A 14,584-nucleotide genomic window follows, 5' to 3' on the forward strand; every position below is an offset into this window, starting at 1 on the left:
CGTGAGGCGTCAGTTGGACAACGACAGATACTGCGACGTCAACGGCACCGGCGGGAACGGCTGCAAGCCGGTCTGCCTGTTGAAGCTGTAGCGCACGTACACGGCCGCGAGCCACTCGCGATACTGATAAGCGTTGCCGAGCGACGCGGTTGCCCCGACCGCGAGCTGCGGCGCGAGCTGATATTCGCCGACGCCGCTGATCGAATACGACACGCCGGTCTTGCTCTGGCCCGGGTAGACGGCGCTCAGACCGTTGCCGAGGGATTGCGCGGCGGCGGCCGCGTCGCCCTGGCGCGACGAGCCGTCGTTCAGCGGGAAGTAGTTCGACGCATCCTCGCGGTAATGCTGCACGCCGATCGAGCCTTTCACGTCGTACGTGAACAGGCCTGCGCGGCCCGACCATTCGACCGGCAGATTCAGGATCACGTACTGCTGCGGACTGAAGTAGCCGCCCTGGCCATACGTGAAGAACGACAGATTGCGGTTGTAGCCCATGATCGTCGTGTTCACGCCGACCGTCAGCGTCTGGTCGGCGTCTTTCAGCAGACGCGTGTAGACGCCTCCGCCGCCCTTGACCGCGTTGTTGCTCGGCACGTTGGTGCCCATGTAGTGCTGATACGCCGCGTTCACGTACAGGCCGCTGGTGCCGTCGTCCCACGTGAGGCTGGCGCGCACGCCGTTCGACGTGACGCCGCCCCATTCGAGGCCGGCGCCCGCATCGCGCGCGCCCGCGTACGACAGCAGGCTGTCGGTCACCGCGCGCCGCGCGACCGCGATCGAGTACGACACCTTGTCGGTGATGCCGCCGTTGTACTGCGCGCCGCCGACGATGTTGGTCTCGCGGAAGCCGATCGGCGTCACGCCGATATCGCCGCTGATGCTGCGACTGTCATAGCCGACCGACAGGCCCACGCCGCTCGCGGTCTGGCTGCCGTAGTTGTTGGTGCCGTTCACCGCCGCCGATTCCGACGACGCGGTCGAAAGCCCCGCGCCGAAGCGCGCAAGCGTCGACGTGCTGTTCGACGCGGTGCCGGCGTCGAGCGTGACCGGGGTCGCGGTCACGACCACGTGACCGTTGCCCGCCTTGATGCGCCCCTCTACCGGCGCCTCGATGTCGGTCAGCGCCGACAGGCCGTCCTCGCCGGCGCGATTGCGGAAGATCAGGCCGCCCGACACGGTGCTCGACTGCTCGCGATTGATCTGCGCGAGCTCCTCGGCGACGCCGAGCGTCTGCGCGTTCGCGACGTTCGGCTGCGGGTTGTTGCGCGCGTTGCTGCCGGGCGGATAGTACGGCTGCGCGTAGCCGGCCGGCGGTTGCGGAATGTACGGCTGCTGCGCGTAGTAGCCTTGGTTCGGGTAAGGCTGCTGCGGTTGATAGTGCTGCTGCTGCGGGTACGGCTGATATGGCTGATACGGCTGCGCATAGCCCTGCTGCTGCGGATAGGGCGGCGGTTGCTGCGCATAGACCGGCGCCGGTTGGCTCGTTTTCGCGGTGCTCTTCTTCGTGTTCTTCTTCGCGCTGGTGCGTGTCGATCCGTACGGCAGCGGCGTCGTCGACGCGGCGTTGGCCTGCGCTTCACGCGCGGCCGGCGACATCGGCCATGGTGTGGCCGCATAGCCGTCTGGCGCGCCGTAGGGCTGCTGCGGATACGCCTGCTGCTGCGCATAAGGCTGCGGCTGCGGATAACCCGCGTTGTACTGCTGCTGCGGCATCGGCATCGGCTGCATGGGCGCCGGGCCTTGCCCCGGATAAGGCTGCAACGGCGCGCCGGACTGGCTCGAGCCGTAGGATTCCTGGCCGTAGCCGCCGACCTCGGCGGCGGAGCGGGGCGCTCCGTACGGTGCGGCGACGGGCGCGGGCTGCGCGGCAGGCGCGTTATAAGGCGTCGCGGCGGGCGCCGTATAAGGCGCGACATACGGCGCGGGCGGAGGGGGCGGCGGATAGTTCGGCACGGTCTGCGTCGGCGAGGAAGGCTGCGTGTTCAGGAACGGGAGCGCGGGACGCGCGGCATTATCGGCGTCGCTCGAAGTCGCGATCGCCGTCTTGCCTTCGAATGGATTGGTGCCCGGCAGCGGCGTCGCGCCGATCTGGCTCATCGCCGCTTCCCAGCCGCGCGGCACGTTGCTGCCTGCGTTGCGCGGCGCATTCGCCACCAGCGGCGTATTGGCCGCGACCAGCGAGCGTTGCAGATAGGTCGACGCGAGCGACAGATTCCCTTGGGCGCGATACATGCGGCCCACGGTCGCGAGCACGCCCGGATCGTTGGGTGCGAGGGCGAGCGCCTGGTTCGCGAGCGTTTCCGCGTAGCTGAACTGCTTCGAGCCGGCCGCGGCCGAGATCGCCGCCTGCAGCAGGCTCAGGTCGTCGGGGCGACGCTGCAGCGCGACGCGGAAGCTCGTGAGCGCGTTGCGGTCGTCGCCCGCGCTCGCGTACATGCGGCCGAGCGCGGCCTGCAGGTCGGGGTTGTCGGGCATCGCGGCGAGCCACGGTGCGATCACCTCGTAGGCGCTCGCAAGATCGCCGCGCAGGCGTACTGCGTCAGCCTGTCGGATCACGATGCCGAGATTCAGGTTGTTGAAGTCGGTGCGCTGCTGCGGCGTCAGTTGCATGCTCTGCAACTGGCGCATCACATTGCCGAGCTCGGCCTGCTGGCCTGCCGCGGACAGAATGCCTGCGTATTGCAGCAGCAGATCGGTGTTGCCGGGCGCCGCGCTCATCGCTGCGCGCACGAGACTCAGAGCGCGAGTCGGATCGCCGGCCTGCTGGTACGCGCTGGCGATCACGCCGATCAGCTCGGGATTGTTGCCGGCCACCGGCTCGGCGGCGCGCAAGGTCGCGATGGCTTGCTGCGTCTGGCCGTTCTTCGCCATGCGCGTCGCGAGATCGGCCTGCTGATGTACCCACAGCCGATGCTGCAGCGTCGTCATCGCGTCGGTGCGCTGCGCGGGCGCAATGCGGTCGAGCTGCGCGAGACCGGTCGACCAGTCCTGCGTTTCCGCCGACAGCAACGCGCTCGCGTACAGCGCATCGGTCATGTCAGGATGGGTGGCGAGCAGGCCGTCCATCATGCTGCGCGCATTCGCAACCGCGCCCTGGCGCACGTAAATGCGCGCGAGGTCGAGCCGCAGCCACGGATCGTCGGGCTTGTTCAGCAGCGCGTCCTCGAACAGGCTGCGCGCGGTGCCGAGATCGCCGCGCGCTTCGGCCGCGCGTGCCTGCGCCGCCTGCGCTTCGCCGCGCAAACGGTCGATGCCGCCGACCTTCGCTTGCTGCTCCGCGTTCAGCTGATTGGCGAACTGCAGCGCCTCGTCGGCGCGGCCCTGCGCGGCGAGGGCGCCGACGAGGCCGCGAATCGCGTCGGGGTTGTCGGCCTGGCGGCGCAGCGCCATCCGGTACGCCTGCTCGGCGCCGGCCGGGTCGCCGGTCTGAAGCAGCATTTCGCCGAGCTGCACCTGGGCGGTCACGTCCGAAGGATTCAGCGCGATCGCGCGCTCGAACAGCGCCTTCGCCTTCGCGAACTCGCCATTGCTGCGCGCGCCGATCGCTTCGCTCGTGTAGGTCCAATAGGTCGCGCTGTCGAGCGCGGTTTTCCAGCGCGCCGGATTGGGGCCGCGCGAGGCGCGCTCGAGGTAGTTGCGCGCATCCGCGAATTGCTCCTGCTTCAGCGCGGCGATGCCCATGCCGCCTAGCGCGTCGATGTCGTTAGGACTGGTCGCGAGCACCGACGAGAATCTGGCGCGCGCGGTCACGATGTCGTCGCGGTCGAGCGCGGCGAAGCCCTCGGCGATTACGCGGCCGCGCGCGTCGGCGGCGGCGTTTTGCTGCGCGCGGGCGCGCGCCGCGGCGTCCTGCTGCACCATCGATTCGTAGCGTGCCTTCACGGCGGCATCTTCACCGGCGGTCTGGAAGAACGACTCGTACAGCGCGGCGTCGGAGGGTCGCGCGTCGAGCCATAGCAGCGCCTGGCGCCAGCTCTTTTTCGCCGCCGCGCCGACCGAGGTGTCGCCCGCGAGCTTCTGCAGCCGCGCGATGCCGTCGCGCCGCGTGACGTCGCGATAGGTCAGATGCTGCGCGTACGCGAGCGCGAAGCGCGGGTCGTTCGGGTTGTCGTGCGCGAGCTGTTCGAGGCCGCGGCGCGCTTCGTCCCAGCCCTGCGGCGTGGCCGACAGCGCCTGGTAGTACTCGAGCTGCAACTGCGGCGTGGCGGGCTTGCCGGTCAGCGCGCGCTGATACTCCTGCGCCGCGCTCGCGCTCTGTCCGGCTTGCGCGAGCCGGCGCGCTTCGTTGATCGTCTGATCGCGCGGGCTGGTCTGGCCCAGCCGGCGGCCGAGCTCATCGAGATTCGGATAGTTCGGCGCGGCCGCCTTCAGCCGCGCGAGGTATTGCTGCGCGCCGGCCGCGTCCTTGCGGTCGGCCAGCACCATGCCCATGCCGAACAGCGCGTCGGGCTGCTTCGGATCGATGCTGAGCACCTTCTGCCACGCCTGCTCGGCGAGGTCGCCGCGCTGATGCGACTGCCAGTACTTGCCCTGATCGATCAGCACGCTCAGCGGATCTTTGCTCGCCTGCGCGAGCGCATCGGGCGCGGTCGCGGCTGCGCAGAGCACCGCGCCGACGGACAGCGCGATGCGCAGCGACACGGCGAGAGCGTTCAATCGCATGCGGCCCTCCAGGCGGGCACGAGGCTGCCGGCTTCATCGAAGCGGTAGCGGCCATCGATGAATCCCGTGCCGAACAGACCGAGCACACGATCGTAGTACACCGGTTCGCGGCCCGGCACGCTCGCGTCGAGCGCGGCGAGCCGCGTGCGCGCGAGGCCGAGGCCATGCTCGTCGCCCAGCGTCTTGAAGTAAGGCGCGAGCGCGCCCCAGTAGCTGAGCGGGCCTTCGCCGCTCGACGCGCCGGTGGTCGACGACACCTTCTCCGGCGGGAAGCCGTTCTGTGCGACCTTCGCGCGCATGCCGCCGAGCGCGCCGAGCCACGGCTTCGCGAGCGGATCGGCGGGCGACGCGAGGCCGGCCCACAGATAGACGCGGATCGCGTCGTAACTGCCGACGTCGCCGTGCTTCGGATCGACGACGAACCGGCCGTTCTGCCACGCCGCCCAGTCGGGCGCGAAGCCTTGCGGCGACACGGTTTTAACGAACTGATAGGCGTTGTCGGCGAGCTTGGCCCACGGGCCGTCCGGCACCTCGTGCGCGAGCGCGCGCAGCAGCGGCAGCGGCAGATAGCTCGGATTCAGCCGCGTGACGCCGCCGTTCCTGAAACCCTGCGCGCCCGGCAGCAGCATCGGCCCGAGACCGGACAGATTCGCGACTTCGTCGTGCGCGATGCGCTCGGCGAGCGCCTGACCGAGCTGCGTGTAGGCGGGGCTGTGCCACAGGCGGCCGGCCTGCAGCAGGTCGTAGGCAATCCAGAGGTCGGAATCCGATGCCGAATTCGGATCGAGCACGCCGTACGAGCCGTCCGGCTTTTTGCCCCATTGCCACGCGGGCAGCCGCAGGTTCTGCGCGTCGAACTGGTCGCCAGCGAGATTCGCGCGGGTCCAGCCGAGCAGCTTGTCGAAGGTCGCGCGGTCGTTGGCGACCAGCGCGAAAAAGAGCGCGTAGGACTGGCCTTCCGAGGTGGTCTGCTGGGTCGGCGTCGAGTAGTCGATCACGCGGCCGTCGGCCTGCACGAAGCGTTGCACGAAGGTTCGCCACGCGCTCCAGTCGCCGCAGGCGGCACCGTTCTGCGCGGCCTGAGCGGTGCCGCTCGAAGCCGCAAGACTCGCCGACGCCGCGATGCCGATACCGAGCGCCAGCGCAAAGGAGGTTCTTCTGTCGATCCGAAACCGCATACGAGTCATATCCGTTCCATCAGTCCTTCAGTCGACGCGCGGCAAGCGCGCGCAGCGTCCGGTAGCACAGGCCCGCGATGATCAGCGCGGCGAGCACGCCGCCGAACAACAGCAGCAGCGGATGCGACGACAGCGCCCAGCGTAGATACTCCTGCGGCGACAAATGGCCGACATAGTATGCGGAGCCGTTCGACGTGACGGTGACGTCGCGGCCATGGATCACGGCCATCGCGCCTTGAATCTTCGGCAGCACGTCGGCGTCGAGCAGCGCGCCGGACAGGTCGGCGTCAGACGGGCCGGCCGCGCTGATCAGCGCAACCGCGCTGCGGCCGCTCTGCAGCGGCGACTCGAAGCCGGTCAGCAGGGCCGCGCCGGTCGAACTGACCATCGTCAGATCGGCGCGCGCGGGCGTGCGCTCGACGCCGCGCTCGCCATGCCACCAGTCCCGCAGCTTGAACACGAGGTCGGTAAGCTGGAACGTGTGCGCGTCGCCGTTACTGGAGAACGGCATCGACTTCGACCAGCGCTGCAACAGCGGCTGCTTGCCGGGCGCGCCGAACACCAGCAGGTCCTTGTCCGCGAAGTGGTCGACGTCGGCCGCGTGGGTGACGGTCACGCCGGCGACCGGAAAGCCGGTCGATTCGCCCATCCGGCCCATCGTCAGCAGATACAGGCTGTAGTCGCTCGCGTCCGGGGCGTCCGGCAGCACGACGGCGGTCTCCGAGAGATCCGCCATCCGCGTGAACGGGAAGCCGCTGTTGGCGAACGCGGCCAGATCGGGCAGCGCCATGTAGTGCGGGAACGACGACAGGTCGATCGTCGAGTTCGGATCGATCGCGCCGACCACGTTCTGCAGCAGGCGGCCCGCGCATTCGCCGGTGTTCGGGATGTCGTAGTAGAAGTGCAGGCGCAGTTGGGTGCGCGGCGTCATCAAGAGCGGCGGGATGCGGATGTTGCGGCGCGCGTCGGCGGTGCCGTCGGGCATGATCAGGTTGAAGTAGCGGCTCAGCTCGAACACCGACGTCGAGCGTGCCGGAATCGGCAGCGCCTGCACGAAGCCGTTGTTCACGCTGATGTTCAGCGACGAGCGGTCGCGCTTGGGTCGCACCGTGTAGCGGTAGCGCAGAGCGATCGGCGCGCCGCGCGTGTGCCACATGAACAGATCGGGCGCCACACGCATGTTGATGCGCACCGCGTCGGCGTCGTAGCCGAACACGGTCAGGTCTTTCGGATCGGCGAGTTCGCCGAAGCGCACCGCGCGGTCGGTCGCAAGCCAGTTCGGCGCGTCGTACGGCACGCGCGGCGTGATCTCGTTCAGCGACGTGATCGTCGCGCTCGCGCCGGACAGCGTGCTATGGCCGATGCCGAGCGACTTCGCGGCGGTCTTCAGCTCGGCCTCGTCGCGGCCGAGCACGAGCAGCAGCTTGCCGCGCGCGTTCGCATCGCGCTCGACCACCGCGATGGTCGGCCCGGTGATCTCGGGAATCGTCACGCCGGCCGGATGCTGGTCGCTCGTCGCGAACACGACCGCATTGCCCGACAGCGGCGGGTTGTCGAGCTGGGTCGGAAACAGCGCGCCGCGATAGCCGGCGAGCGAGCCGAACCACGACGCGACGATTCCGGCGGCTTCGAGCGTGCCGTTGCCGGGTTTCTGCGCGAATACGAATGGCAGTTCGAGGCGGCGCACGTCGCGGCGGTCGAAGAACGGCTGCGGCAGCGCGGCCAGTTCCGCCTTCGTCGCGAGCGACGAGTAGGTCAGGTCGAGCGAGCTCGCGTTGCTGATCGTCGCCCACAGCGACGAGTTCGCGGGGTCTTCGCAGGCGCTCGTGTAATGGCCGATCAGCTGCAGGTTCAGGTGGTTGAAGTCGGTGATGAAGCGCGGATCGATCGTGATGTCGCGCGCGACCAGCATGCCGGACTGCTCGTGCGGCAGCGGCAGTGTCGCGGCGACCTCGCCGTTGATCAGCACCTTCAGTTGCGACAGGTTCGCCAGCAGCGCGGGCGAGTAGCTGTAGATCAGATGCAGCGTCGCGCCGGTCACGACCTCGTCGCCGCGCACCGAGAACGCGATGCCGTTCTGACCGTCGACGCCGCGCAGTTGCAGCGGATCGAGCGCGCCGAAGTCGGCGAACGTCAGCGTTTGACGACGGCCTCCCGGCACCAGCGTGCCGGGCTCGGCGGTGGTCGGCGTGCGCATGCCGAGCGCCTTCACCGACGATGCCGCGAGCGCGGGCGTCGGCGTGGCGAGCTGGTCCTGGGCGATCGCGTTCGGATCGAACGGCACCGCTGCGCTCGGCGCGGGCACGTTGCCGACACCGGTCGCGGCTTGCGGGCTTTGCGCCGCGCCGGCGGTTGCGGCGGCGGCCGGGGCCGGTTTGGCCGTGGCGGTGGCTGCCGGAGCAGCCGCCGGTGCAGCCGCTTCAGCGAGCGGCACGAACGACGCCAGCGCGGTCTGCAGCACAAGCCAGCAGGCGACGCCGCGCATGATTCGCCGCGAGCGCTGCAAGCCATGGAGGGCTAACACGCGCGATTGGGGTCCAGTGGTGTTGCGCCCGTGAGCCGGGCGTTCGATATGGTCCTTCGCCATCCTGTAGCCCATAGATCAGTCTTTCGTTTTTAGCTTCTTGACGTCCGCGGGACGGCTTTTGATCGAACTGCGCAAGTCGTCGTACAGATGCTCGAACAGCCCCGCGATGCCGCGCACGCCGACCTTCAGCACATGCGACAAACCGCGCAGCGGCGTGTCCGTCTCGCGTCCCTCGGCCCAGCCAGTCCACGCGTCCGCGCGGGCGAAGGTGGTCTTCACGAACTCGTACTCCTGTTCAGGCGACAGCGACGAAAAGCGCAGGCCCACGCGGCCCGGCTCGGTGAAGCTGACGGTGGCGGGGAATGCGTACTCTTCGTCGCCGCGGAACAGCGACACGGTCACACGCTCCTGCATCGGCACTTCGATGGTGCTGGGCAGCTTTACACCGACGCCGCCTTCCGAGTAGTCGATCGTTTCGCAGGCGAGCGTGCGGCCGGTCGAGAACTTCAGCATCACCGGCATCTTCATCGCGACGCGGGGCACCGCGCGGATCTGGCGACGCTCGCTCGCGGCGGCCACGCTCGCGCCGAGGATCAGCATGTTGTAGCTGGTCCACGCGAGATTGAGCAGCGTGGTCTCGACGATGCTGCGCACGTGCCAGTTCAGATAGATGTGCACGAGACCCGCGAGGAAGCCGAGCAGGTTCAGAAGCAGCAGGAACAGATACGGCCGCGAGATCGACCAGTCGAAGTAGCTTTTCTCGATCACGCCGCCCTTGGCCGTCACGTTGAACTTGCCGAGCTTCGGATTGATCAGCGCGAGCAGCGTCGGCGCGGTGATGTACGACGCGAGCACCGACTCGTACACCTCGGCCCAGAACGAATGGCGGAACATCCGCTGCATCCGCGAGTTCGTGATGCTCGCGTGCATCATGTGCGGCAGCGCGTAGATCGCGATCGTGCTGGCCGCCGCTTCGATCACATGCGCGCCGAAGAACAGATACGACAGCGGCGCGGTCAGGAACACGAGACGCGGCACGCCGTAGAAGAAGTGCATCATCGCGTTCAGATAGCACAGGCGCTGGCCGATCTTCAGCCCCTTGCCGGCGAGCGGATTGTCGATCCGGAAGATCTGCGTCATGCCGCGCGCCCAGCGGATGCGCTGACCGATGTGGCCCGACAGGCTTTCGGTCGCGAGGCCGGCGGCCTGCGGAATCGCCAGATACGCGGTGGTGTAGCCGAGGCGGTGCAGCTTCAGCGCGGTGTGCGCGTCCTCGGTTACCGTTTCAACCGCGATGCCGCCGATCTCTTCGACCATGTTCCGGCGCAACAGCGCGCACGAGCCGCAGAAGAACGTCGCGTTCCACAGATCGTTGCCGTCCTGCACGAGGCCGTAGAACAGCTCGCCTTCGTTCGGCACCTTGCGGAAGGTGCCGAGGTTGCGCTCGAACGGGTCGGGGGAGAAGAAGTGGTGCGGTGTTTGCAGCATCGACAGCAGCTTGTCGCGCAGGAACCAGCCGAGGCCGATCTGCAGGAACGAGCGGGTCGGGATGTGATCGCAGTCGAAGATCGCGAGATACTCGCCGCTCGTGATCTTCATCGCCTCGTTGATGTTGCCGGCCTTCGCGTGACGGTTGTTCGTGCGGATCGTCCAGTTCACGCCGACTTCTTCGCAGAACGCCTTGAAATCGGGGCGGCGGCCGTCGTCGAGCACGTGGATCGACATCTTGTCGCCCGGGTAGTCGAGCGCGAGCGCCGCGTAGACGGTCGGCTTCACGACCGCGAGCGGCTCGTTGTAGGTCGGGATGAACACGTCGACGGTCGGCCACTCGTCGCGATTGGCGGGCAGCGGCATCGGCTTGCGCTTGAGCGGCCACGCGGTCTGGAAGTAGCCGAGCATCAGCACGAGCGTCGCGTAAACCTCGGCGGAGACGAGCAGCAAACCCCAGGCGGCGTCGAGCGGTCGCTCCCAGCCGGTCGTTTCGGTCAGACGCCAGTACATGTAGCGGCCCGACGCGACGATCGACAGCATGATCATCACCATCGTCGCGTAGCGGCCGGGCAGACGGCGAAACATCAGCGCGAGCACGAAGCACAGCGTCGCGAAGGTCAGCTGCTGATAGAACTCGAGCGGCACCGTGAACACGAAGTACAGCATGTACAGCGCGAGCAGCGTGACGAGCCCGGTGACGATGCGGCTGTTCCAGAAGTTCGCTTCGATGAAGCGTTCGAACCGCGAAGGCTCGCCGCCCTCGGGTTCGCGGGAGGAGGCTGGGCCGCTCATGCGACGTTCCTCGGCTGGGCGGCGATCGCGTCGAGCGCCGCCATGAGCCACGCGCCGCATGCGCGCAAATCGGCGGCGGCCTGGCTCAGTGGATCGTAGTGGATCAGCGTCGTGTCGCAGGCGAGCGCTTCGCTGACGCCTTCGTCGAGATGGATCACGCCTGGGAACACCTTGCCGGCGAGCATCTGGCGCAACACCTTCAGCACGTCCTTGGTCAGCTGGCGCGACTGGTCGATCTGGTTGACCACGTAGCCGACACCGCCGAAGTCCGTGCGCGGCGCCGCGTAGGTTTCGATCAGCCGCTCCATGTGCGGGATCGCCGCGTACGACGCGGCGTCGGCGAGCACGATGTTCAGCGCGAAGGTGGCCGCGCTCAGCGCGGTCCGCACGTAGACCGACGAGCCGGGCGGCGTGTCGATGATGACGATGTCGGACGCATCGAGCCGCAGGCTCTGCAGCGACTGCGCGAGCCATTGCGGATGCTGGTCGATATGCGCCTCGAGGCGGCGGCGGTCGTCTTCTAGCAGCGCGCCATAGGGCAGCACGGTCACGCCGTCGATGCCGTCGAACATCACCGTTTGCCACGGATTGCCGGAGAGCGTTGCGCGCGACACGCCGTCGATGCTGTCGAGCGGCACGCCGAAGTGCAGACGCAGCGCGTTCTGCGGATCGAGATCGAGCGCGATCACGCGCCGGCCGCTGTTGGCGAGCACGGAGGCGAGATTGGCGGCGAGGGTGGTCTTGCCGACCCCGCCCTTGGCGGACACCACGGCAATGACTTTCATGACCGACACGGACCGTTGGTGAGCCACGAGGGGAAGCCGCCGCGCGCGGGGCCGCCGGGTGGCTGCGCGCCTTGCACGGGCGTGCCGCGCAGACGGTCGAACACCGCGTTCAGCGACGTGGGCTGTGGCGCGGGCGCGGCAGCTTGCGGCGGCGCGGACGGGGTCTTAGCGGCAAACATCTTGCCGAGAATCGACGGTGGCTGGGCCGGCTGCGCGGGCGGGGCGGGGTAGCCGGGTTGCCTGGCCTGTAGCGGTTGCATCGACGCTGCCGGTGCAGCACTGACGCCGCCTGCGACCCATGCGGGCGCGGTCGGTGGAACCGAAGCTTGCGCCGCGGCCAGAGCCGGTGCGGAGATCGGCGGGATCGGCGGGATCGACGGGATCAGCGTGGGCGCGGCAGCAGTCGGGGCAGCCGGCAAGCCCGGCGCGGCAGCGATGCCCGATGACGCGCCGCCCGCCGCCGTGCGCGCGGCCGCCTCGTCGGGTTCTTCAGCGGTACTGAAGCGCGACGCGCCACTGGGCGCCGCTGGCTGCGCGGGAGCCACCGGCACCGGTGGAATGTCACGCCGGTGAGGGCGGGTGAACAGAGGCGCTTTCGCGCGCGTCACCGATGCCATGTCCTTCGGTGTCGTGTCGTCGTGGGCGGCGGCGGCCCGTGGCGCCATGCTCGCCGGCGGCTGCTGTTTCGTGTCTCGAAGCTGGCCGATGGCCGGAATGGCCGGCTGCGTCAGATCGAGCGTGACGAGCAGCGGCCAACGAGTGCGCGCGCTGCGCGCATCGTTTTCGCGACCGATCTCCTGGTACGCGTTGGCGTCGCCGCCGAATTGCTCGAACAGTTTTTCGATGTCGCTCGATGAACTCATGATGCCGTCGTCCGGTACATACCGTGCATTGGCCCGAGACGATTCCTCGGGCGCTGTTTATTGGAAATGCCTTCCCTGCTTCCACGCGTCGGCTGTATCGACGTCGCACTTTCTTGCATTACTACCGCTGTCTTGAAATTGGTATGTCGTTCGCGTACCGAGCCGCTGATGCTCAGGCGGGATGACGGCCGAGACGGAATTCGAGCGAGCTGTCCTCGCCGAATGCGCTCGTCTGCACGACCGACAAACCCTGCGCGCCCAACGCGCTCAACCACGTTTGATAGGCGCCTTCGAGAAACGCCGGCGTCCAGGCGAGCGCCGATTCGCCGAAGGCCGGCAGCGGCGCGCAATAGTGAATGATGCGCAGCGACTCCGCCTCGTCGGCGAGTGCGACGTAACCCCAATCCATCTGATGCCAGTAAGCGTTCAACACCTGCTCGAGTTCGGCCGTCGATGCGCAGGCGGGCAGCGGATGCGCGAGCGCGAAGCGGTTGCCGACGCGATGCATCAGCTGACGCAATTCGTCGCGTCCGATCTGCGCTTCGAACTCGCTCGCCAGTGCGCTCAGCATGCCGCGCCATTGCGGCGAGATTTGGCGTTCAAGCAGATAGTCGAGGATTGGGGCCATGTTTTCCGGAAGTGGTCGTTACCCGTTGCGCATTCGCAAACGTTTGCTCAATTGGGCAGCGCAGTCGCTCGGCAATCGTGCGCCGCGCCATTTACGTCATTTGTACCGGCATGTCTGGCGCGTCCGGCACACATCGTGAGAAGTCTACTTAAGACACTGGCTTTTAGCCACTTTCCATTGCTCAGCTTAGACGTTTATTGATGTGCATTCGAGACACATGAATTACGTAATTTTTGCTGCTTCAAACAAAAATTGAAACGTTTGCCTTGCGCTTCATGCAAAAAGGCTTGCGCAACAATAGGCGGATTAGCCGACAATTCCGGCATGCTTTGAGCTTTGCGCTTTAAATCATGCATTCGGCGGGTGGTGAATCGCGCGAATTGAATTGCGGAATTGCCTGAAACCGTAATGAAAGTTATCGTCGCATGCCGGCATTGGCCGAGTAGCGACCTTCGATTCAAAACAATTCGCAATGCTCAATCCACTCACTATTCTGCTGGTCACGATTCTGGCGGACGCAATCGCGATGGCCGTGCTGCTGTCGCTAAGGCGTGCGGAGATTCCGGGTGTCGGCTACTGGATCGCCGCCAACGCGATCGCGGTCGTCGCGCTTCTGGGCACCGCGTTACAGGGACATGCATCGCCCTGGCTGACGCTCGTCGTGGCCAACGTGCTATTCGCGCTCGCGCTGCTGCTCCTGTTCGAGGGCTGCCTGCGTTTCCTCGGCCGCCGCCCACGGCCGTGGCCCGCATATGTGGGGCTGCTGTTCGTACTGGCCGGCATGATCTACTGGACCTTCGTTGCGCCGAACTTCAATGCGCGCGTCGCGCTGGTCTCTGCCTATCACGCGACCGTCTACGCGGCGCTCGGTCTGCTGATGCTGACCGGACGCCCGGCCAACCGGCCGCGCTACAGCTTCTACTTTCTCGCGACCGCGGCGCTGCTGCTGTGCCTCGGGCACACGACACGCGGCGTCATGTACGGCTTCCATCTGCTCGAGCAGGCGAGCCTGATGCAGGTGTCGATGCCCAACATCGTATTTCTCGCGCTCGGCATTCTCGCGCCGCCGTTCCTGTCGATCGGCGTCGTGATGCTCGCGCACGACCGGCTCGCCGAGCGCCTAGAGCGGCTCGCGAACGTCGACGATCTGACTGGCGCGCTGTCCCGTCGAGCGTTCATCGAAATCGGCGGCGCGCTGCTGAACGCATCGCTGCGCACGGGCTCGCCGGTCGCCATCGCGATCGTCGACATCGATTCGTTCAAGGCCGTCAACGATACGCACGGCCACGCGGCCGGCGACCAGGTGCTCACGCACTTCGCGGCATTCGTCGCGCGCGAGCTGCGGATCGGCGACGTGTTCGGGCGCCTGGGCGGCGAGGAGTTCGGCGTGCTATGCCCGGCGACCTCGGCCGCCGAGGCGGTCGTGCTGCTCGAGCGGCTGCGGGCGCGGCTTGCCGCCACCGTGCCGGACGAAAGGCCGCGCGGGTTGCGCTATACGTTCAGCGTCGGCGTCGATCAGCAGCGGCGGGGCGAATCGCTCGCGCAATTGATGGCGCGCGCCGACCGTGCGTTGTACGCGGCGAAAGCGGCGGGGCGCGATCGGGTGATGGCGGCGTAGTGGAGCGCACCGCAATTTGTACGTCGTCTTACGTTAGCCA

General features: G+C 67.5%; 8 protein-coding genes. 1 reads left to right on the forward strand and 7 read right to left on the reverse strand.

The window, feature by feature from the left end:
• Positions 1 to 9 precede the first annotated feature (9 nt).
• The 7 genes from BC1002_RS17825 to bcsD all read right to left on the reverse strand — a co-directional run bounded on the left by BC1002_RS17825 (position 10) and on the right by bcsD (position 12,926).
• Positions 10 to 4,662 (reverse strand): cellulose synthase subunit BcsC-related outer membrane protein, encoded by a 4,653-nt coding sequence (locus BC1002_RS17825; RefSeq protein ID WP_013091390.1) that lies wholly within the window; start codon positions 4,660 to 4,662, stop codon positions 10 to 12.
• On the reverse strand, positions 4,653 to 5,840 hold the full coding sequence (gene bcsZ, locus BC1002_RS17830) for a cellulose synthase complex periplasmic endoglucanase BcsZ (protein ID WP_013091391.1): 1,188 nt from the start codon (positions 5,838 to 5,840) through the stop codon (positions 4,653 to 4,655). Before bcsZ ends, BC1002_RS17825 begins: the two co-directional genes overlap by 10 nt.
• A 19-nt stretch (positions 5,841 to 5,859) precedes the next feature.
• Positions 5,860 to 8,439 (reverse strand): cellulose biosynthesis cyclic di-GMP-binding regulatory protein BcsB, encoded by a 2,580-nt coding sequence (gene bcsB / locus BC1002_RS17835; protein WP_013091392.1) that lies wholly within the window; start codon positions 8,437 to 8,439, stop codon positions 5,860 to 5,862.
• A 3-nt stretch (positions 8,440 to 8,442) separates the two neighbouring features.
• Positions 8,443 to 10,650, reverse strand: a complete 2,208-nt coding sequence (bcsA, locus tag BC1002_RS17840; RefSeq protein WP_013091393.1) for a UDP-forming cellulose synthase catalytic subunit — start codon at positions 10,648 to 10,650, stop codon at positions 8,443 to 8,445.
• On the reverse strand, positions 10,647 to 11,435 hold the full coding sequence (bcsQ, locus tag BC1002_RS17845) for a cellulose biosynthesis protein BcsQ (protein ID WP_013091394.1): 789 nt from the start codon (positions 11,433 to 11,435) through the stop codon (positions 10,647 to 10,649). The genes bcsA and bcsQ overlap by 4 nt, the downstream gene beginning before the upstream one ends.
• Positions 11,432 to 12,298, reverse strand: coding sequence for a cellulose biosynthesis protein BcsP (gene bcsP, locus BC1002_RS17850; RefSeq protein WP_013091395.1), 867 nt, complete (start codon positions 12,296 to 12,298; stop codon positions 11,432 to 11,434). Before bcsP ends, bcsQ begins: the two co-directional genes overlap by 4 nt.
• 172 nt (positions 12,299 to 12,470) lie before the next feature.
• Complete coding sequence (gene bcsD, locus BC1002_RS17855; RefSeq protein WP_013091396.1) at positions 12,471 to 12,926, reverse strand: cellulose biosynthesis protein BcsD; 456 nt, start codon at positions 12,924 to 12,926, stop codon at positions 12,471 to 12,473.
• 472 nt (positions 12,927 to 13,398) lie between these two features.
• On the opposite strand from bcsD, the gene BC1002_RS17860 reads away from it, so the two are divergent.
• The gene (locus BC1002_RS17860) at positions 13,399 to 14,544 is read left to right on the forward strand and encodes a GGDEF domain-containing protein (RefSeq protein WP_013091397.1); all 1,146 of its coding nucleotides are present in this window, start codon (positions 13,399 to 13,401) and stop codon (positions 14,542 to 14,544) included.
• Positions 14,545 to 14,584 lie beyond the last annotated feature (40 nt).

This window comes from Paraburkholderia atlantica (genome assembly GCF_000092885.1).
Lineage (GTDB): Bacteria > Pseudomonadota > Gammaproteobacteria > Burkholderiales > Burkholderiaceae > Paraburkholderia > Paraburkholderia atlantica.